Consider the following 20411-nt stretch of genomic DNA (forward strand, 5'->3'; position numbering starts at 1 on the left):
ACAAAATATGCATAAAAAATCACAATCAGGCAAACAAAAACACGCTTAATTAATCAATTAAATTTAACCGACTAATTTTTAAGGAAATTATCCAATAATTGGTGACCTTGCTCACTGAGAATACTTTCAGGATGGAACTGCACTCCCTCCAAGGGCAATGTACGATGGCGAATGCCCATAATCTCATCCATAACCCCATCGTTTTCCGTCCAGGCAGTCAATTCAAAGCAGTCTGGCAATGAATCGGGGGCAATGACCAGAGAGTGATAGCGAGTCACCGTCAGCGGCTGATTCAACCCACGGAAAACTCCCTGACCAGTATGGCGAATTGCAGTGGTTTTACCGTGCATCACCTGCCGCGCCCGCACAATGCGTGCACCAAAGGCCTGTCCCAGCGCCTGATGGCCTAGACAGACACCCAATATCGGCAATTTACCAGCAAAGTGATGAATAGCCGCCAATGAGATCCCGGCCTCATTGGGAGTACAGGGGCCGGGAGAGATCACCAGATGTGAAGGTGAGAGTTTTTCAATATCAGTTAGTTGTATTTTATCATTACGTTTAACTATTACCTCTGCACCCAATTCACAAAAATATTGGTACAGGTTGTAGGTAAATGAATCGTAATTATCGATCAATAACAGCATTTCATATCCAAAAAATCAGGTTAACGCTTGCGCCCACCGGTAATTGATCCCAGAACACCACGCAAAATTTGTCGGCCCAAATCACGCGCCATACTTTTAGCCGCAGTCTGAACAATACCATCACGTTTCCCACCACGCGGGCCGGTTGATCCAAACAACAAATCATTCAACCCATCCATCAAACCGCCTCCCTGACTGGTCGGTGCCGATTGCTGAGATGTGGGCGTTTCTCCTGCTGCCGCCCCTCCCAGAGTAGAGAATCCATCGGCAGATAATTTCTCATACGCCGATTCACGATCGACCATCTCTTCGTAGCGGCCATAAAGCGGCGAATGATTGATGGCGTGATTACGTGCGGCGACATCCAGTGCACCCATTTTGGATTGCGGAGCAATCACCATGGCACGCTCAACAATATTGGGCCGCCCTTTCTCATCAAGGAAAGAAATGAGTGCTTCACCCACACCCAGTTCGGTAATCACCTGTTCAGCACTGAATGCCGGATTTGCTCGCATGGTTTGTGCCGCGGCTTTCACTGCTTTTTGGTCCCGTGGAGTAAAAGCACGCAGCGCATGCTGCACTCGATTGCCCAGTTGGCCGAGGATCTTATCTGGAATATCCAATGGATTTTGCGTGACAAAATAGATGCCGACCCCTTTGGAGCGAATCAGCCGCACCACTTGTTCAACTTTATCCACCAGCGCTGTCGGGGCATCGGTGAATAACAAATGGGCCTCATCAAAGAAAAAGACCAGTTTAGGCTGCTCGACATCACCCACTTCCGGCAATTGCTCGAAAAGTTCTGCCAGTAACCACAGCAAGAAAATGGCATACAGCTTGGGCTGATTAATTAACCGATCAGCCGCCAGAAGATTGATAACCCCCTGCCCATTGCTATCGGTCTGCATTAAATCGTGAATATCCAGCATCGGTTCGCCAAAGAATTGATTGGCACCCTGTTCTTCCAGGGTCAGTAAACCACGCTGAATAGCCCCAATTGAGGCTGGGGTAATATTGCCGTATTGCGTGCGGAACTGTTTCGCATTGTCGCCCACGAATTGCACGATGGCGCGCAAGTCTTTCATATCCAGGAGCAGTAGGCCGTTGTCGTCAGCAATTTTAAAGACCAATTGCAAGACACCGCTTTGCACCTCATTAAGATCAAGCAAGCGCCCCAACAACAGTGGGCCAAGATCAGAAATGGTGGCCCGGATGGGGTGGCCTTTTTCAGCGAAAATATCCCAAGGCACAATGGGGCAAGCTTGTGGTTGCCAGTCGGTGACACCAATAGCCGCCAACCGCGACAGTAGCTTTTCGGACCCGACACCTTCAGCGCCAATACCCGATAAATCGCCTTTCACATCGGCCAGAAATACCGGCACACCAATGCGAGAAAATTGCTCAGCCATTTTTTGTAAAGTGACAGTTTTACCGGTACCGGTCGCCCCAGTAATTAAACCATGGCGGTTTGCCAGTGCCGATAAAATGACTAGATCCTGTGTTGGCTGCGCTTTCGCGATAAGCAATGCTTCACTCATGGATATTTACCCCAAGCTGAGTCAGATATTTGATTATAAGCAACCTATTTGGGTAGACGAGCTAATTTTTGGCGGGGATAGAATATTTACCCAAAGCCATTGGCGTTGCAGGTAGGCAGCAAGTGAACTTATCCCGATGAGCTTACTGAAGTAAGTGATTCGGGTAAGTGAGCGTAGCTAACACCCCTGCAACGTCAAGGACGAAGGGTAATTTAAGGTAATACTTTTGCGGATAAAATCGTGATCGGCTTAACCGGCACATTCTGATACGGGCCCGCATTTTCAGTCGGAACCTGAGAGATTTTCTCTACTACATCCATGCCTTTAACCACTTTACCGAACACCGCATAGCCAAAGTCACGTTGACCATGATCGAGGAAAGCATTGTCTGCTACGTTAATGAAAAATTGGCTAGTGGCGCTGTCTTTATCTGCGGTACGGGCCATGGAGATAGTGCCACGCAAGTTACGCAGGCCATTATCCGCTTCATTTTTGATGGGTGTTTTAGCGGTTTTCTGTTTGAAATCGGCAGTGAATCCCCCGCCCTGAATCATAAAGCCGGGGATAACACGGTGGAAAATAGTGTTGTTGTAATAGCCGTTGTTGACGTAATCAACAAAATTCTGTGTTGAAACCGGTGCCTTCTGGCTATTGAGCTCCAACTCAATATTCCCAGCCGACGTTGTTAACAACACATGAGGCTCACCAGCGGCTAAAGCAGCAGGCGCCACGGCGCTTAGGGAACAAAGGGCGACGAAGGTCACTAAAGTACGTTTGAACATTAACGGTTCCTTTCTGTGGGATGCGAACAACGGAAAAGCGCTTTGATTCTAGAGAGCTGACCCGCTCAATGCCACCCATTTACGGATATTTACGTAACAGAATGCACATTTTCACTGAAAACCTACCGCTTCGGCAGACAAACAGCACCATGGCGATTAATTAGCCAAATTAAACCATACTGCCAATTCCAGACAACAGTTAAATTCTGCGACCAAGATCACGTCTTGCTTATTTTCTTATTTGCCACCCGCCATTTTTGCGAGAAACATCGCATTTTGTTTTTGGTTAATCGTTAGTCTTCCTTCAAATGAGAGCGCTCTCATTTCTACTTTACTCATTTGGATGCCAAATATGAAAACCTTTAAAATTGCCATTGTTGGTGGCGGTAGCAGCTATACCCCAGAATTAGTTGATGGATTAATTCAACGTATTGATCAATTACCGGTCACTGAACTGGCTCTGGCTGATGTCGAACTGGGCCGTCAAAAAGTAGAAATCATTGCGGCACTGACTCGAAGAATGCTGGATCGCCATGGTTTGGAACACGTCAAAGTCAGTGTTCACTTTTCGCTCGATACTGCCATTGAAGGTGCCAGTTTTGTTTTGACACAATTCCGGGTCGGCCAACTGCCTGCGCGGGCCGCCGATGAGCGCCTTGGGCTAAAATATAATCTACTGGGTCAGGAAACGACCGGCGTGGGTGGTTTTGCCAAGGCACTACGGACGATTCCGGTGATGCTGGATATCGCGGCTCGAGTCGAAAAACTGGCTCCAGATGCCTGGATAATTAACTTCACCAATCCAGCCGGGATCGTCACTGAGGCTGTCACTCGCTACAGCAAAGCGAAAATTATAGGCCTGTGTAATGTTCCTATCAGCATGCATCATATGATTGCTAACTTGCTGAAAGCGCCTTATGAAGATATCCAACTGCGCTTTGCTGGGCTAAACCATATGGTATGGGTGCACGAAGTCCTGCAACAGGGTAAAGATGTCACCGCAGATGTACTGGATATGCTGTGTGACGGTGCTTCACTGACCATGAACAATATTAAAGAAGCACCATGGCCGCCAGAGTTCCTGCGGGCAATGGGGGCGATCCCTTGCCCATACCATCGCTATTTCTACCAAACACAAGATATGCTGGCGGAAGAGATGGCTGCCGCTGCTGAGCGTGGTACCCGTGCAGAACAAGTGATGCAGGTAGAAAAAGAGCTGTTTGATCTGTACGCTGACCCACATCTGGACAGTAAACCTGAGCAACTCAGCTTCCGTGGCGGATCATTTTATTCTGAAGTCGCACTGGAACTTATTCGTGCAATTCATAATAATTTAGGTACGCAACTAGTTGTGAATACGGCCAACCGAGGTGCAATCCGTGGTTTGTCTGATGGTTCCGTCGTAGAGACTAACTGTATTGTTGATGCTCAGGGTGCTCACCCACTCACTTTCGGACCTTTACCGGTTTCTATGCACGGGTTAACCCAGCAAGTAAAAGCTTATGAGCGCCTGACCATTGAAGCTGCGGTACATGGCTGCCGTCGTAGTGCTTTGTTAGCGTTAGTGACTAATCCACTGATCGCTAACGCCAGCATTGCTCAGCCGTTACTGGACGATGTGTTACAGGTAAATAAACCTTACTTGCCTCAGTTCACAGACCTGTAGCGATAAATTAATTATTGTGGCGACCTTTGATTTTCACGGTCGCCTACTTTTCAAGTTGGGAGTAAAAAATGGTCACACTGGAAGACGTCGCGGTATTAGCCGGAGTTTCCCGCGCTACGGTTTCCCGCGTGGTCAACGGTGATACCAATGTCAAAGCTCTGACTCGCGAAAAAGTAGAACAAGCAGTGGCGGTATTGGGATACAGCCCAAATCCTGCCGCGCGCGCACTGGCCTCCAGCCAAAGTAATACACTAGGGTTGGTCACCACCTCATATCGCGGGGGATTTTTTGGTGCACTGATGGACTTCGTGCAAACCGAAGCTGAATCCCAAGGTAAGCAGCTATTAGTCACTCAGGGGCGGGATAATGCGGAGAAGGAGTGGCAAGCTATTCAGCGCCTGTATAACTTACGCTGCGACGGTTTGATTCTACATGTCCGTTTTCTCAGTGACGAAAGACTGCATCAGCTTGCAGCCGCAGGGAGACCATTTGTCTTATTGGATAGACTAGTCCCCGGCCTTGAAGCTCGCTGTATCACTTTCGATCATCGTCGTGCCAGCCAGATGGCCACCCAAGTACTGATTGATGCTGGCCATCGTCGCATTGCATGCATCAGTGGTTCTGCCCAGCGCCACTCCAGTGAACTGCGCCGTCAGGGTTTTATTGATGCCATGCAACTGGCAGGTTTAGAGCCCGTCGCCTGTGTGGAGGGCGTTTACGATCTGGAAAGTGGCTATCAGCGCGCCGATGAGATCCTCAATCAACCACTGCTACCAACAGCCATCTATTGCTGCAACGAAGAAATGGCCATTGGGGCTTTGCTGGCTATCAATAAGAATCACTTGCAGGTGCCGCAGGATATTTCATTGCTTTGCTATGATAGCGGTGAGCGCGCCCCTTTCGTCAGCCCAGCATTAACCAGCCTGCATTTTCCTATTGTTGAAATGGCGCAATATGCTACGCAATTGCTGATTAATCCGCTGATCCCCACGGCTAATTTCCCGCCAGCCATTATCCAGCGCGATTCAGTGGCGCCGCCAAAAACGGATAATTAAGGCAGCACGAGGCTTGGGAAAAAGTGGCAAGCAAGTGCCTGCCACAGAAGTTATCTTTCAATTCAATTTGTTATATTAGAATGTAACATTCATTTTGGCCCAAAGAGTCCGGCCCGGCTCATTCAGTGGTGTATTGACGGAATAACCAAATCCGCTGTTACCCGCCAGATTGAGGTGCTCGCTATAGGTTTTATTTAGCAAGTTATCAATACCCGCACTGACCTTCACTTGTTTCGTGACCTTGTAAGCCACATTCGCTGACAGCACACCAAATCCTGCGCTGTCGGCAAAATCTTTACCGACCACATTCCCTTCATTAATCGCAACCCGGTGTTGGCTACTAACCAAGCGCCACAATGCGGTACTGCTCCAATCTCCAGTTTCGAATGTCAATCCTAGCCGTGCCTCGAGTGGCGGTATTTGCGGTAATGGGCGGTTGTCACTGGTATTTTTCCCCCAGGCATAAGCCAGACTGGCATCCGCCTTCCAGTGGTCACTGAAAGCATATCCGGCTCCCATTTCACCGCCCATAATGGTCGCATTGATATTATCCGCCTGACTAATACGTAGGTTATTCGGATCATACTTAAACAGGATAAAATCATTGACCCGACCCAGATAAGCCGAGACCCAGCCATTTAACTGCTCGCCACTATATTGAGCACCAATATCAAGCTGGGTGGTTTTTTCACTTTTTACCCCCTCAAAAGCACTACTGGAGCCCACTGGCCCAATGGTCGGAGAAAACAGCTCCCAATAGTCAGGGAAACGTTCAGTATGGCCGACCCCGGCATACCACATCACCGGGACATCAGACAGATTATGCTCATAACGCATGAAGCCAGCAGGTAAAGTGGCCGAGCGCGTAGGTTCATTGGCTTGGGTATAATGAGTGACTTGGTGGTGATCAAGGCGCATGCCGGTGATTATTTTATCTTGCTCGTTGGCAGTCCAGGTCAATTCGCCAAATGCGCCATAGTTATCAAAATGCGCATCTTTATTCCAATTGCCTTTATTGTGCTTACGGTGCGTGTTGGTTTGCAAGTCAGTGCCAGCTTCCAGCTTCAAGTCTCGCCACAACCAAGTGCCCATCACCCGACCTCCCATGGTGCGTCGGTCCAGATTGCTGGACATCGCCATCATGGGTGGTGTGCGTAACGTATTGTTATCCATAATATGATTGACGTAGTTGTAGTAAACTTTGGCTTCAATCTTATCCAGCACATCACCCATATTGGACTTTTCAAACCGCGCGCCCAAGCTTTCACGCAAGAACTGGGAACCATCCATGCCACGGCCTGCGTAACTTGCCTCACCATCCCCCTTACCCGCAGTCAGCTCAAGCAAGGTATCGGCGTCTGGTGTCCAGCCCAGTGCCACATCGGCATTCCATTTATCCCACTTCGATGGCACACGCGTACCATTGCCATCTTTATAATTACCGGCTTGAGATTGGTTGCCCATCATGCGCAGATAACCTTGCTCGTTACCCAAGCTGACATCGAGGTTTTTATCCCACCGACCATTGGAACCCACCAGCAAGCTGGCATTTCCCTTGAGATTTTCTTGGTCAAAATGGGGTTGTTCCCGCTCAAACAAGATAGTACCCGCAGAAGCTCCCGGCCCCCACAGCACGGATTGCGGCCCTTTCACCACAGTGAGCAGATCAAAGCTTTCTGGCGAAATATAGGATGTAGGGGCATCCATCCGTGATGGACAGGCCCCTAAAGTCTCGGCACCATCGGTCAGAATTTTGATGCGCGAACCAAACATGCCACGGAAAACAACATCACCATTGGTCCCGCCATTACGGATTTGTGAAAAACCGGGGATAGTTTTCAGATAATCCGCGCCATCGCTGGCAGGTACCGGCTGGCGGGGCGTTTTGGGCGATGTGACGATGACGAGCGGCGAATGTTGAGGGGCAGTAACAGTAATAACGTCGGCATCATTCAGTTTTTTATCATCGCTATTATTGCTCAAGCTATTCGTCGCCAGATTATTAGCGACTAAATGCTGATGTTCCGCCGCAAAGGCATTAAGGACAAATACAGAAAGTGCAGAAGTTACTGCGCACGCTAATAATGTTTTTTTATAGGTTTTACTCTTGCCAGACATAATTATTCCTTGGGCAATAGAAATCACTCCGGCGGGCATTTATCCACACCAGAAGAATGGTTTTTATTTTTTATCGCACTATCAGGAATAAAAAACCGGAGGGGCGCGCGCTTGGCTTTCTGAATAGGTGTCTTCAATAATCGGTGAAGAAATAAATAATGGCAGGGATATCCCGGCTAGCAGTTGTGCACTGCGAATTTCAGCTTTGAATGGAGTATTGAGCAATGGCAGATGAGTCAATAATACACAGTATCCACAGGCGGCATGGTCCAGCATCATGCCCTCATGACTGGCTCCGTGCTGGGTAGCATGGCTGGCTTGAGTACCTTTGTGTGCTGTTTCCCCGCCGCCGTGATGTGCCATCTCCATGGCACGGTCATCCATGGTCGCGTCAGCTAATATCACTGAAGGAGGATTTTGGTCATAGGAGAGCGCCAGTGAGACGGAAACCACCGGAGCAATGAATAACATGAGAATGGCTGCTATCCCCAACCAAGCCGAATAGTGCCTTCTTTGATAAAGAGTTTGGCTTAACGACACCCGCGCGCCAATCGCATCTGCACGGTAACCGTACTTCTCATCACGATAGGTTCCCTGTATCTCGATGAAAAAATAAATAAAATGGTTTCTTACTCTCTGTTTTATCAACAGTTTTTATAGTTTCTGGTTCCCCCCGTGGTGAGGGTCATACCGGAAGCAACCTTAACACCTGCGCTAATTTAATGGAATTAAGAATCTTTATCATTTGCGACGAGTAGTAATTTGTGATGCTTCACTATTATTCATCATCACATTTCATTCATTACATTAAAAATTAGATGTGAATCACAAAAACTCGCTATGCCTGTGCTAGGATCCGCGGCCTCAGTGCTGAACTGGTTTGAACCCTTTTTATGTTTGTTCTCACTATTTTTGTCTTAACACTATGCTGACACAGGCCCCATCTATGAATAACAGCAACCGCATTCGACTCACTTGGATCAGTTACTTTTCTTACGCCCTGACAGGTGCGTTAGTTATTGTCACCGGGATGGTGATGGGGAATATTGCAGAGTATTTCAATCTGCCTATTGCCAGTATGAGTAACACATTTACTTTCCTTAACGCGGGTATTTTGATCTCTATTTTCCTTAATGCCTGGTTGATGGAAATCATTCCATTAAAACGTCAGTTGGTGTTTGGCTTTATTCTGATGTTAATTGCCATTGCCGGATTAATGGTCGGCCATAATTTAATGGTCTTCTCAATCAGCATGTTTATCCTCGGGGTAGTCAGCGGGATCACTATGTCGATAGGCACCTTCCTGGTCACCCATATCTATGAAGGGCGTCAGCGCGGTTCACGCCTGCTATTTACTGATTCATTCTTCAGTATGGCCGGGATGATTTTCCCGGTGGTTGCCGCAATGCTGCTGGCTCGCCATATTGAATGGTACTGGGTCTATGCCTGCATCGGCCTGCTGTATGTGGGTATTTTCGTGCTGACACTGTGCTCTGAGTTCCCGGTTCTAGGCCATAAAGGTACCGACCAGAGCAAACCTGTGGTGAAAGAGAAATGGGGTGTTGGCGTGCTGTTCCTGTCGATTGCCGCACTGTGCTATATCCTTGGGCAACTCGGTTTCATCCAGTGGGTACCTGAATACGCCACCAAAACCTTCAACATGGATATCAGCCAAGCAGGTCAATTGGTCAGTAATTTCTGGATCTCTTACATGATTGGCATGTGGGTATTCAGCTTTATTCTGCGCTTCTTCGACCTGCAACGTATCGTGACAGTGCTGGCTGCGATGGCGACACTGGCGATGTATATGTTTGTCTCCACCAATAACCCAGAGCACCTGAGCTACTACATTTTGGCGTTAGGTTTTGTCTCCAGCGCTATTTACACCACATTGATTACCTTGGGTTCACTGCAAACCAAAGTCTCTTCACCTAAGCTGGTGAACTTCATTCTGACTTGCGGCACCGTTGGGACCATGCTGACTTTCGTGGTCACTGGCCCAATTGTGGCTAATAGTGGTGTTCATGCAGCACTTGCCACAGCCAACGGTTTGTACCTAACGGTATTTGTGATGTGCCTGATTCTGGGCTTCTTCACCAAGCACCGCAGCCACGGCCACGTGACTCACTGATTTAACGGTGTTACTGCCCTGTGACCCTCGTGGTTACAGGGCATTTCCCACTGTGATTCAAAATGAATCTCTATTCGAAGCTAATTGCTATTTGAAGTTAATCACTTCCTCTTGCCCCAAATATATCCGGCTCTCTGCCGGTTGTGTCTTGGCAATCACCACACCCTGACGAATAGAGTAATGCACCGGCACCTGTCGCCGCACAGCATCAAAACCATTGTCAGCAGGTAGAATGATCAGGTTCGCACTGTTGCCGGGCTGCAAACCATAATCTGATAAATTCAGTGTTCTGGCACTGTGGGTGGTTATTAAATTCAGCCCATCATTGATTTGGCTATATCCCATCAGCTGACAAATATGTAATCCCATATGCAATACCTGCAACATATTGGCGGTGCCTAGCGGATACCACGGGTCAAACACATCGTCATGACCAAAACAGACATTAATATCTGCAGCCAGCATCTCTTTAACCCGCGTAATACCCCGGCGCTTTGGATAGGTGTCAAAGCGCCCTTGTAGATGAATATTTACCAGCGGGTTGGCGACAAAATTAATGCCGGACATTTTCAGCAGGCGGAATAGCCGAGAAGCATAAGCGCCATTATAGGAGTGCATCGCCGTGGTGTGGCTAGCCGTCACCCGCGCCCCCATGTTTTCCCGGTGCGCTAATGCCGCCACGGTTTCGACAAAGCGCGACTGTTCATCATCAATTTCATCACAATGCACATCTACCAGACGCTGATATTTCTGTGCCAGAGCAAAAGCAATATGCAGAGATTCGACGCCATATTCGCGGGTAAATTCGAAATGAGGAATGGCACCGACCACATCAGCCCCTAGCCGCAGGGCTTCTTCTAACAGGGCTGCACCATCGGGATAGGAAAGAATCCCCTCTTGCGGGAAGGCGACAATTTGCATATCGACCCACGGACTAACCTCCTCTTTCACTTCCAACATGGCACTCAGCGCCGTCAAACTGGGGTCAGAAACATCGACATGGGTACGAACATGCTGGATCCCATTGGCGATTTGCCATTTCAGTGTTTGCCATGCGCGCTGCTTAACATCTTCGCGAGTCAGCAGGGCTTTACGTTCGGCCCAGCGCTCAATACCCTCAAACAGGGTACCGGACTGGTTCCAGCTTGGCTGACCCGCGGTTTGGGTGGTATCCAGATGAATATGCGGCTCAATAAATGGCGGCAATGCCAGCCCACCTTGGGCATCCAGTGTGCCCGCGCCGGTAGCCACTTGTTCGGGTTGTGGCGAAACCGCCGTAATTTTGCCATCAGCAATAGTTATCTGCCAAAACCCGCTTTGCCCAGCAAGACGCACATTATTGATAGTGGTTAATAAATGGTTCATGACAGATTGCCCCACCATAGATGAGTGATTGGCTTTAGCTTACCCGACCTACAGCCACTTGCCCGATTTTCTTTTAATAAAACATCATTCCATAACTGAAACCTTTCAGCTTAAAGATGAATAAAATCCGCAACTTATAAAAAACGTTATAAATCAGCTATCTACCTCCTTAGAGGTATATAGCAAGCTAATTGATTTACATCAATAAATGCGCTGCACGGAAGATTAAGGTGAGGGTAGAAAACTAAAAATTGAGGCAAAAATGAGCAAAGTCAAACTTGCCATCATCGGCAACGGTATGGTCGGCCACCGCTTTATTGAAGACTTACTGGATAAAGCAGATAAAGACCAATTTGAGATAACCGTGTTTTGCGAAGAGCCACGCATCGCTTATGACCGGGTACATCTTTCTTCTTACTTCTCCCATCATACTGCTGAAGAACTGTCATTGGTTCGCGAAGGCTTTTATGAAAAGCACGGTGTCAAAGTGCTGGTAGGCGAACGCGCCATTACCATCAACCGCACTGAGAAAGTGATTCATTCCAATAGCGGGCGGACGCTGTATTACGACAAGCTGATTATGGCGACCGGTTCTTACCCATGGATCCCGCCCATTAAGGGTAGCGAGGGGCAAGATTGTTTTGTTTATCGCACCATTGAAGACTTAAATGCTATCGAAGCTTGCACTCGCCGCAGTAAACGCGGAGCTGTGATTGGCGGCGGGTTATTAGGATTAGAAGCCGCGGGTGCCTTGAAAAGCCTGGGGATTGAAACTCATGTAATTGAGTTTGCTCCGGTCTTAATGGCTGAGCAGCTTGATCCGATGGGCGGTGACCAACTGCGCCAGAAGATTGAGCGCATGGGCGTGAAAGTTCATACCGGCAAAAATACCCAAGAGATTGTCCATTCCGGCAAAAACAGCCGTAAAACCATGTTGTTTGCCGATGGCACGCAGTTGGAAGTGGATTTTATCGTCTTCTCCACCGGGATCCGCCCACAAGACAAGCTGGCCCACCAATGCGGCCTAGCCACAGCACGTCGTGGCGGTATTGCTATCAATGATTATTGCCAGACTTCTGATCCAGATGTATACGCCATTGGCGAATGCGCCTCATGGCAGGAGCGCACTTTTGGGCTAGTGGCTCCGGGATACAAAATGGCGCAGGTTACTGCTGACCACTTACTGGGGCGCGAGAATGCTTTCCAGGGTGCAGATATGAGCGCCAAGCTGAAATTGCTGGGGGTTGATGTCGGTGGGATTGGTGATGCCCATGGCCGTACTGAAGGTGCGCGCAGCTATGTCTATCTGGATGAAAGTAAAGAAATTTACAAACGTCTGGTGGTCAGTGCCGACAACAAAACCCTGTTGGGAGCCGTGCTGGTGGGTGATACCAGCGATTATGGTAACCTGCAACAACTGGTACTGAACAACATCGAGCTGCCAGAAAACCCAGACAGTCTGATTTTACCTGCCCATGCAGGTAGCAAACCGGCGATGGGGGTCGATTCCCTACCGGATACCGCACAAATTTGCTCCTGTTTTGACGTCACCAAAGGTGACATTATTCAGGCTATCGGCCAGGGCTGTCATACCGTAGCGGCGCTGAAATCCGCCACTAAAGCCGGTACTGGCTGCGGTGGTTGTATCCCATTGGTGACTCAAGTACTAAATGCTGAGCTCAGTAAGCAAGGCATTGAAGTCAATCATCATTTATGTGAACACTTCGCTTATTCTCGCCAAGAGCTGTATCACCTGATTCGTGTCGAAGGGATTAAAAGCTTCGACGACTTGTTGGCGAAATATGGCAAAGGTTACGGTTGTGAGGTGTGTAAACCGACGGTGGGTTCACTGCTGGCATCATGCTGGAATGACTATATTTTAGCGCCGCAACATATGCCGTTGCAGGACACCAACGACAACTTCCTCGGCAATATTCAAAAAGACGGCACCTACTCGGTTATTCCTCGTTCGCCGGGGGGCGAAATCACGCCAGACGGCCTGTTGGCCATTGGCCGTATCGCCAAGCAATATAACTTGTACACCAAACTGACCGGTTCTCAGCGAGTGGGGATGTTTGGCGCACAAAAAGATGACCTACCGGCTATCTGGGCGCAACTGATTGAAGCGGGCTTTGAGACCGGGCATGCCTATGCCAAGGCACTGCGTATGGCGAAAACCTGCGTTGGCAGCACCTGGTGCCGCTACGGTGTGGGTGACAGCGTCGGCTTTGGTGTTGCGCTGGAACATCGCTACAAAGGCATTCGTACACCACATAAAATGAAATTTGGTGTCTCCGGCTGTACCCGTGAATGTTCTGAAGCACAGGGTAAAGATGTGGGAATCATTGCCACCGAGAATGGCTGGAACCTGTATGTCTGCGGCAACGGCGGTATGAAACCACGTCATGCCGACTTACTGGCCGCGGATCTGGATGAAGATACCCTGATGCGCTACCTCGACCGCTTTATGATGTTCTATATCCGTACCGCCGATAAGCTGCAACGTACCTCGGTTTGGCTGGAAAGCCTCGAAGGCGGCATTAACTACCTGCGCGCCGTAATTATCGACGACAAACTGGGCATCAACGAGCAGTTAGAAACCGATATTGCCCGCCTGCGCGACAAAGTGACTTGTGAATGGAAAGTCACCGTCGAAAACCCGGCGGCACAAGTTCGTTTCGCCCACTTTATTAACAGCCCGCTGCGTGACCCGAATGTACAAGTGGTTCGTGAACGTGAACAACATCGCCCGGCACGTCCAGATGAACGCATCCCAGTCCGGGTACTGGAACTGGAGGACAACCAATGAGTCAGTGGATTCCACTTTGCCCATTAAACGACATTTTGCCCGGTAGTGGTGTCTGTGGCCTGATCGGTGAGCATCAAGTCGCGGTTTTCCGCCCTTATGCTGACGAACAAGTCTTCGCCATCAGCAATATCGACCCCTTTGCACAGGCCAGTGTGTTATCGCGTGGATTAATTGCTGAGCATAAAGGTGATTTGTGGGTTGCCAGCCCACTGAAAAAACAGCATTTCCGGCTGCACGATGGTCTGTGTATGGAAGATGAAACTCGCTCGGTTGCTCATTATGACGTGCGAGTCCGTGACGGCATTGTGCAAGTTAAAGCCTGATAAATAATGGAAGGATTCGGTCAATCTGGATCCTTAACAAAAATAACATCAATCACCCCCAAAGATATTGGCGTTGCAGCAAGGTAGCCAATGAGCTAATCCCGATGAGCTTACATAAGTCAGTGATTCGGGTTAGTGAGAGCACCGCTGCAGCGTCAAGCTCAAGGGGACTGGGATAGAGTATGTATACAGACACCATCAATAAATGCGCGGCCAATGCGGCCCGCATCGTCAAACTGGCCAAAGAAAGCCCATTGGGCTTTTGGATTGGCTCCGCCATGGCCGGTGCCTATGTTGGCCTGGGTATTATTTTGATTTTCACACTGGGTAATTTGATTGACCCAGCTTATCGTCCGTTAGTGATGGGGGCGACCTTTGGCCTGGCACTGACCTTGGTGATTATCGCCGGTTCTGAGCTATTTACCGGCCACACCATGTTCCTGACTTTCGGCGTCAAAGCGGGCACCATCAAATCCAGCCAAATGTGGGCTGTTTTACCACAAACCTGGTTGGGAAATCTGTTGGGTTCCATTTTTGTCGCCCTGCTCTATTACTACGGCGGTGGCAGCTTACTGCCGGTAGACACCAGTTTGGTTCATTCCGCCGCACTGGCAAAAACCTCGGCGCCCGCTATGACCTTATTCTTCAAAGGTGTATTATGTAACTGGCTGGTTTGTCTGGCGATCTGGATGGCGATCCGCGTAGAAGGCGCGGCGAAATTTATCGCTATCTGGTGGTGCTTACTGGCCTTTATTGCCTCGGGTTACGAACACTCCGTCGCCAATATGACCCTGTTCGCCTTGTCTTGGTTTGGTCACCATAGTGAGGCTTACACCTTAAGCGGCATCGGCCACAACCTGTTGTGGGTCACGCTGGGGAATACCTTGTCTGGCGCGGTATTTATGGGCCTTGGCTACTGGTATGCCACCCCACGCGACCAACGTCCACAGCCTGCGGCAGTTAGCGCGCCACAAGCGGTGAAGCAGTAATTATCCAAACGTTCCGAGATATCACCAGCCCTTAGGGGCTGGTTTTGCCACACAGCGGCCTTAACTTGAAGGATTGCCGATGGACTACTTCCCGATTTTCTGCCAACTGCAACACAAAGCCTGCCTGCTGGTCGGTGGTGGTGAAGTTGCCGAACGTAAAGCCCGCCTGCTGCTGGATGCCGGTGCAGTCGTCACCGTCAATGCTTGCGAATTTACGCCACAATTTCACGATTGGGCAGATGAGGGGCGGCTTTCATTGATATGCGGCGAGTTTGTTCCAGAACTGTTGGCAGAGAAGTGGCTGGTGATTGCCGCCACCGACCAAGTGGCCGTCAATGCATTAGTTTATCAAAGCGCTAACCAACAGCGGGTGTTTTGCAATGTGGTTGATGACCCCAAACGCACCAGCTTTATTATGCCCTCAATCATTGACCGCTCACCGATCATGGTCGCCATCTCTTCTGGCGGCAAAGCGCCTGTGTTGGCCCGATTGCTGCGGGAAAAACTTGAAGCCATCTTGCCTCAACATTTGGGGCAATTGGCGCAACTGGCAGGCAATTTACGCCAACGAGTGAAACAGCATTTTACCGCCATGACTGACCGTCGCCGTTTTTGGGAAAAGCTGCTGACCCATGACCGTCTCGCGCAATCACTGGCGAATGCAGACCAAGTACAAGTCGAGAAACACATTGAGCAACTGTTCAACGCCCCGCTAAGCTCTCGCGGAGAAGTGGTGTTAGTGGGAGCCGGGCCGGGTGATGCCGGTTTGTTGACATTGAAAGGTTTGCAGCAGATTCAGCAAGCCGATGTGGTGGTGTATGACCGGCTGGTCTCCGATGAAGTGATGAATCTGGTGCGGCGTGATGCCGAGCGGATTTTTGTCGGTAAAGCGTCAGGCCGCCATACCGTACCACAGGAGGAAATCAATCAAATCCTGTTGCAGCAAGCGCGGCAAGGAAAACGTGTGGTGCGCTTAAAAGGTGGCGACCCGTTTATTTTTGGTCGTGGCGGCGAAGAACTGGAAACACTGGCAGACGACAATATTCCGTTTTCAGTGGTGCCGGGCATCACTGCGGCTTCTGGCTGCTCAGCTTACAGTGGTATTCCCCTCACGCACCGAGATCACGCACAAAGTGTGCGGCTGATTACGGGTCATGCCAAGAAAGACAGTCAGTTAGATTGGGCTAATTTAGCCGCAGAAAAACAGACATTAGTGTTCTATATGGGGTTATCACAAGCTAGCGAGATTCAGCAGCAACTAATTCAACACGGTATGTTAGCGACCACACCGGTTGCTTTGGTCGAGAACGGCACTTCGCGACATCAGCGGGTGGTCAGCGGCGAACTGAGCCAACTAGCCTTACTTTCTCAACAGGTGAGCAGCCCAAGCCTGATTATTGTCGGCAGCGTAGTCAGTTTACGTGAAAAACTGAACTGGTTTTCCAGTGCGGAGCATGGCAAAACAACGTTAAATGAAGCAGCTGAAAGAGTGGGATAAGCTGAGTTGACGAAGAAGGGGGAGAGCTCCCCCTTCAATGATTTATTCCATTACGCACGCAATTGACTTATGGATGTGCAACAAAACCAATAGCTTCATACACTTTCGCCAATGTATCTTGCGCTCGGGCACGTGCCTTCGCCGCCCCTTCCCGCATCACTTCTTGCAAGAAAGCCTCATCTTCACGATAAGTGTGGTAACGCGCCTGTAACTCGCTCAGCATGCCAGAAACGGCATCGGCAACCGCCCCCTTCAAATGACCGTACATTTGGCCTTCAAACTGTGCTTCCAGCTCAGGAATAGATTGGCCTGTCACACCAGACAGGATATCCAGCAAGTTAGAAACACCGGCTTTCTGCTCAATGTCATAGCGAATAACTGCAGGTTCGTCAGAATCTGTCATCGCGCGTTTAATCTTTTTCACGACTGATTTAGGGTCTTCCAACAATTCGATGACGTTATTACGGTTGTCATCAGATTTTGACATCTTTTTGGTTGGATCCTGCAATGACATCACCCGCGCACCCGCTTTAGGAATAAACGGCTCAGGGATTTTAAAGATATCGCCATACAGATTATTAAAGCGGCCCGCGATATCACGGCTCAGTTCCAGATGCTGTTTCTGGTCTTCGCCCACTGGCACCTGATTGGTCTGATACAGCAAGATATCTGCCGCCATCAATACCGGATAATCGAATAGACCGGCGTTAATATTCTCAGCATAGCGGGCAGACTTATCTTTGAACTGGGTCATGCGGCTCAGTTCGCCAAAATAGGTATAGCAGTTCAGCGCCCAGCTCAATTGTGAATGCTCTGGCACATGAGATTGTACAAAGATGGTACTTTTCTTCGGATCAATGCCGCACGCCAGATAGAGTGCCAAAGTGTCCAGCGTTCTCTTTCTCAGCAGAGTCGGGTCCTGACGAGCAGTGATAGCATGCAGATCAACGATACAATAGATGCAATCATAATCATCTTGCATCTGTACCCACTGACGCAGTGCACCCATGTAATTGCCAATGGTCAATTCGCCGGACGGCTGCGCGCCGCTAAATACGATAGGCTTTATTGATTTATCGGATATAGCTGATTCAGTGGGTTTACTCATTTTATACTTCCTGATCTTTTAAAGATGGCAGCCCGATTGCGGGCAACAGATCGGCAAAGTGCTCCAGCACACAGTCTGGATGACTGGTGGCAATAGCTTCACCGTAGTTATATCCATAGGTTAACCCAATACTTGGGCAACCCGCCGCCTGCGCGGCCATGATGTCATTACGCGAATCACCGACAAACAGCATTTCACGGGCATGTAAGCCGAGTTTAGCCAACAACAAATACAACGGTGCCGGGTGAGGTTTCTTCACCACAACATCATCGCCGCCAATGATGACGGAGAAATAATCGGCAATCCCCAGAGACTCCAGCAATGGAGCAACAAACGGCGAGGGCTTATTGGTAATCAGCCCCATAGGTAGCCCTTGAGCAGCCAATTGCGCCAAGGTTGCTTTCACTTGTGGGAATAGCTGGCTCCCCTGTTCGACTGTCTTGGCATAATAATGGTCAAATAGCTCGCGTGTATGGGCACTCGCCTGTGTATCAGGTTCACGGCCCGCCCAACGCAAAGCTCGCTCCACTAACACATCGGCGCCATTGCCAATCCAGGTCGACACCAAATCTGTACCAGCAGCCGGTAAACCTTGGTGCTGCAACGCCATATCAATCGCGCTGGCTAGCCCCGGAGCACTATCAACTAATGTGCCATCCAGATCGAAAGCGACACCGCGGATAGCATCAAATTTAGTCATTAGCAGACATCGCCAATTCACTGCGCATCGCATCAATGACTGCGGCATAATCTGGCTGATTGAAAATAGCCGATCCCGCGACAAACATATCCGCGCCCGCAGCGGCTATCTGGCGAATATTATCCACTTTCACCCCACCGTCGACTTCCAAACGAATGTCATAGCCACTGTCATCAATGAGTTTGCGCACCTGGCGCAATTTGTTCAGTGTCTCAGGAATGAATGACTGCCCACCAAAACCGGGGTTTACCGACATCAACAAAATGACATCCAGCTTATCCATCACGTAATCAAGATAGCTCAGAGGCGTGGCTGGATTGAACACCAAACCCGCCTTACAACCACTCTCTTTGATGAGTTGTAAAGTGCGGTCAACATGTTCAGAAGCTTCAGGATGGAATGAAATATAGGTGGCACCTGCTTTGGCGAAATCCGGGACAATGCGATCAACCGGCTTCACCATCAAGTGCACATCAATCGGCGCGGTAATACCATAATCGCGCAAAGCCTTGCACACCATCGGCCCGATGGTCAGGTTAGGCACGTAATGATTGTCCATCACATCAAAATGCACAACATCAGCGCCGGCAGCCAGCACCTTAGCAGTGTCTTCACCCAGTCGGGCAAAATCAGCTGACAGAATCGACGGGGCAATTAAAAACTTTTTCATCCGCTTCTCCAAACATGTCTCTTTGCTTTATGAAATATCAGCCTTAACGCTAACCATCTAATTGATAAACATCAACGTTAGGCTTCCTATTTCACAAATCGCTGGGTTTGAATCTTGACTAAGTGGCTGTTTCCGCTCAGCTATACAGCGCCAAAAGCTCGTTAACTTTACTACGGCCAAGGATATTACGGCTGATAGTACGGCGCGCTTTTACCACATGCAGTGACGCCTGATGATACCAATCGCGCGTCAATTCTGTGTCGTGATTAGAAATCAGAACCGGGATCTTGTTTTCTGCTGATAGCTGGTAAGCAAGACGAGCCAGATTCTGTTGATCCGCAAGACCAAAATTACTGGTGTGATATGCCGTAAAATTAGCCGTTGCTGATAATGGCGCATACGGAGGATCGCAATAAACTACCGCTCCATGCACGGCTTTTAATAAGGTTTCCTGATAGTGTTCACAAACAAAAACAGCATGTTGCGATTTTTCAGCAAACCAATATAACTCTGCTTCCGGGAAGTAAGGTTTTTTGTAACGACCAAAAGGCACATTGAATTCACCGCTCAAATTATAACGACACAGACCGTTATAACAATGGCGATTCAAATAGAGAAACAATAATGCTCGGCGATAGGCATTGGTACTGGCGTTAAACTCTTGGCGCAGTAGGTAAAACTGCTCGGAATTATTGAAATCGCCAGTAAATAAAACGCGAGCATCCCGCACAAAGTCATCGGTGCGGTTCTTCACGATATTGTAGAGGTTGATAAGATCGCTGTTGATATCGGCCAGTATGTAAGATTCATACTCAGTGTTAAGAAACACCGACCCCGCACCGACGAATGGCTCTATCAAGCAGTCTCCCGCTGGAAGATGGCGTCGTATGTCATCAACCAGCGGATATTTCCCACCAGCCCATTTTAAAAAAGCGCGGTTTTTCTTCATGCCGTCAGTTAGCTACTTAATAATTCAGAGCCGCAGATTGTACTCTGTTTCAGACAGCACATC

17 protein-coding genes are annotated in these 20411 nt (G+C 49.1%); 7 read left to right on the forward strand and 10 right to left on the reverse strand.

Annotation, left to right across the window (positions count from 1 at the left end; translation table 11 throughout):
- Positions 1-71: 71 nt before the first annotated feature.
- The 3 genes from DJ58_RS10285 to ppiA all read right to left on the reverse strand — a co-directional run bounded on the left by DJ58_RS10285 (position 72) and on the right by ppiA (position 2967).
- The gene (locus DJ58_RS10285; RefSeq protein ID WP_004709298.1) at positions 72-647 is read right to left on the reverse strand and encodes an aminodeoxychorismate synthase component II; all 576 of its coding nucleotides are present in this window, start codon (positions 645-647) and stop codon (positions 72-74) included.
- Between the two features lie 20 nt (positions 648-667).
- Positions 668-2185, reverse strand: coding sequence for a helicase HerA-like domain-containing protein (locus DJ58_RS10280; protein WP_004709300.1), 1518 nt, complete (start codon positions 2183-2185; stop codon positions 668-670).
- A gap of 212 nt (positions 2186-2397) precedes the next feature.
- Positions 2398-2967: a peptidylprolyl isomerase A gene (gene ppiA, locus DJ58_RS10275; protein ID WP_032911082.1), complete on the reverse strand. Its 570-nt coding sequence runs from the start codon at positions 2965-2967 to the stop codon at positions 2398-2400.
- Between the two features lie 352 nt (positions 2968-3319).
- On the opposite strand from ppiA, the gene DJ58_RS10270 reads away from it, so the two are divergent.
- Complete coding sequence (locus DJ58_RS10270; RefSeq protein WP_032911083.1) at positions 3320-4633, forward strand: 6-phospho-beta-glucosidase; 1314 nt, start codon at positions 3320-3322, stop codon at positions 4631-4633.
- A gap of 68 nt (positions 4634-4701) precedes the next feature.
- Positions 4702-5688: a LacI family DNA-binding transcriptional regulator gene (locus DJ58_RS10265; protein WP_004709306.1), complete on the forward strand. Its 987-nt coding sequence runs from the start codon at positions 4702-4704 to the stop codon at positions 5686-5688.
- Between the two features lie 75 nt (positions 5689-5763).
- Here the strand turns inward: DJ58_RS10265 and DJ58_RS10260 are convergent, their stop codons facing one another.
- Positions 5764-7809: a TonB-dependent copper receptor gene (locus tag DJ58_RS10260; protein WP_032911122.1), complete on the reverse strand. Its 2046-nt coding sequence runs from the start codon at positions 7807-7809 to the stop codon at positions 5764-5766.
- Between the two features lie 78 nt (positions 7810-7887).
- Positions 7888-8454: a DUF2946 domain-containing protein gene (locus DJ58_RS10255; protein ID WP_226977643.1), complete on the reverse strand. Its 567-nt coding sequence runs from the start codon at positions 8452-8454 to the stop codon at positions 7888-7890.
- Positions 8455-8752: 298 nt separating this feature from the next.
- Here DJ58_RS10255 and tsgA point away from each other — a divergent pair, with 298 nt between their 5' ends.
- Positions 8753-9937 carry an MFS transporter TsgA gene (gene tsgA / locus DJ58_RS10250; RefSeq protein WP_032911085.1) on the forward strand — a complete coding sequence of 395 codons (1185 nt, stop codon included), beginning with the start codon at positions 8753-8755 and terminating at the stop codon, positions 9935-9937.
- Between the two features lie 87 nt (positions 9938-10024).
- Here tsgA and DJ58_RS10245 read toward each other — a convergent pair whose 3' ends face one another.
- The gene (locus DJ58_RS10245; protein ID WP_004709315.1) at positions 10025-11320 is read right to left on the reverse strand and encodes a cytosine deaminase; all 1296 of its coding nucleotides are present in this window, start codon (positions 11318-11320) and stop codon (positions 10025-10027) included.
- 244 nt (positions 11321-11564) lie between these two features.
- On the opposite strand from DJ58_RS10245, the gene nirB reads away from it, so the two are divergent.
- The 4 genes from nirB to cysG all read left to right on the forward strand — a co-directional run bounded on the left by nirB (position 11565) and on the right by cysG (position 16921).
- Positions 11565-14111 (forward strand): nitrite reductase large subunit NirB, encoded by a 2547-nt coding sequence (gene nirB / locus DJ58_RS10240; RefSeq protein WP_004709317.1) that lies wholly within the window; start codon positions 11565-11567, stop codon positions 14109-14111.
- Positions 14108-14434 (forward strand): nitrite reductase small subunit NirD, encoded by a 327-nt coding sequence (gene nirD / locus DJ58_RS10235; protein WP_032911087.1) that lies wholly within the window; start codon positions 14108-14110, stop codon positions 14432-14434. Before nirB ends, nirD begins: the two co-directional genes overlap by 4 nt.
- Positions 14435-14616: 182 nt before the next feature.
- On the forward strand, positions 14617-15423 hold the full coding sequence (nirC, locus tag DJ58_RS10230) for a nitrite transporter NirC (protein WP_004709322.1): 807 nt from the start codon (positions 14617-14619) through the stop codon (positions 15421-15423).
- Positions 15424-15502: 79 nt separating this feature from the next.
- The gene (gene cysG, locus DJ58_RS10225; RefSeq protein ID WP_004709324.1) at positions 15503-16921 is read left to right on the forward strand and encodes a siroheme synthase CysG; all 1419 of its coding nucleotides are present in this window, start codon (positions 15503-15505) and stop codon (positions 16919-16921) included.
- A gap of 67 nt (positions 16922-16988) precedes the next feature.
- On the opposite strand, the gene trpS is transcribed toward cysG, so the two are convergent.
- The 4 genes from trpS to dam all read right to left on the reverse strand — a co-directional run bounded on the left by trpS (position 16989) and on the right by dam (position 20348).
- The gene (gene trpS, locus DJ58_RS10220) at positions 16989-18029 is read right to left on the reverse strand and encodes a tryptophan--tRNA ligase (RefSeq protein ID WP_004709326.1); all 1041 of its coding nucleotides are present in this window, start codon (positions 18027-18029) and stop codon (positions 16989-16991) included.
- Between the two features lies 1 nt (position 18030).
- The gene (locus DJ58_RS10215) at positions 18031-18729 is read right to left on the reverse strand and encodes a phosphoglycolate phosphatase (protein WP_032911089.1); all 699 of its coding nucleotides are present in this window, start codon (positions 18727-18729) and stop codon (positions 18031-18033) included.
- Positions 18722-19399, reverse strand: coding sequence for a ribulose-phosphate 3-epimerase (gene rpe / locus DJ58_RS10210; RefSeq protein WP_004709329.1), 678 nt, complete (start codon positions 19397-19399; stop codon positions 18722-18724). The genes DJ58_RS10215 and rpe overlap by 8 nt, the downstream gene beginning before the upstream one ends.
- 136 nt (positions 19400-19535) lie before the next feature.
- Positions 19536-20348 (reverse strand): adenine-specific DNA-methyltransferase, encoded by an 813-nt coding sequence (dam, locus tag DJ58_RS10205; RefSeq protein ID WP_004709331.1) that lies wholly within the window; start codon positions 20346-20348, stop codon positions 19536-19538.
- Positions 20349-20411 lie beyond the last annotated feature (63 nt).

The sequence above is a fragment of the Yersinia frederiksenii ATCC 33641 genome, from assembly GCF_000754805.1.
GTDB lineage: Bacteria > Pseudomonadota > Gammaproteobacteria > Enterobacterales > Enterobacteriaceae > Yersinia > Yersinia frederiksenii.

Excerpts from the sequence above, each read along its gene's own strand:
- ppiA (WP_032911082.1), bottom strand. The coding sequence starts at position 2,967 with ATGTTCAAACGTACTTTAGTGACCTTCGTCGCCCTTTGTTCCCTAAGC.
- DJ58_RS10285 (WP_004709298.1), bottom strand. The coding sequence starts at position 647 with ATGCTGTTATTGATCGATAATTACGATTCATTTACCTACAACCTGTAC.
- DJ58_RS10280 (WP_004709300.1), bottom strand. The coding sequence starts at position 2,185 with ATGAGTGAAGCATTGCTTATCGCGAAAGCGCAGCCAACACAGGATCTA.
- DJ58_RS10265 (WP_004709306.1), top strand. The coding sequence starts at position 4,702 with ATGGTCACACTGGAAGACGTCGCGGTATTAGCCGGAGTTTCCCGCGCT.
- dam (WP_004709331.1), bottom strand. The coding sequence starts at position 20,348 with ATGAAGAAAAACCGCGCTTTTTTAAAATGGGCTGGTGGGAAATATCCG.
- nirC (WP_004709322.1), top strand. The coding sequence starts at position 14,617 with ATGTATACAGACACCATCAATAAATGCGCGGCCAATGCGGCCCGCATC.
- tsgA (WP_032911085.1), top strand. The coding sequence starts at position 8,753 with ATGAATAACAGCAACCGCATTCGACTCACTTGGATCAGTTACTTTTCT.
- nirB (WP_004709317.1), top strand. The coding sequence starts at position 11,565 with ATGAGCAAAGTCAAACTTGCCATCATCGGCAACGGTATGGTCGGCCAC.
- DJ58_RS10245 (WP_004709315.1), bottom strand. The coding sequence starts at position 11,320 with ATGGTGGGGCAATCTGTCATGAACCATTTATTAACCACTATCAATAAT.
- trpS (WP_004709326.1), bottom strand. The coding sequence starts at position 18,029 with ATGAGTAAACCCACTGAATCAGCTATATCCGATAAATCAATAAAGCCT.
- rpe (WP_004709329.1), bottom strand. The coding sequence starts at position 19,399 with ATGAAAAAGTTTTTAATTGCCCCGTCGATTCTGTCAGCTGATTTTGCC.
- nirD (WP_032911087.1), top strand. The coding sequence starts at position 14,108 with ATGAGTCAGTGGATTCCACTTTGCCCATTAAACGACATTTTGCCCGGT.
- DJ58_RS10215 (WP_032911089.1), bottom strand. The coding sequence starts at position 18,729 with ATGACTAAATTTGATGCTATCCGCGGTGTCGCTTTCGATCTGGATGGC.
- DJ58_RS10270 (WP_032911083.1), top strand. The coding sequence starts at position 3,320 with ATGAAAACCTTTAAAATTGCCATTGTTGGTGGCGGTAGCAGCTATACC.
- cysG (WP_004709324.1), top strand. The coding sequence starts at position 15,503 with ATGGACTACTTCCCGATTTTCTGCCAACTGCAACACAAAGCCTGCCTG.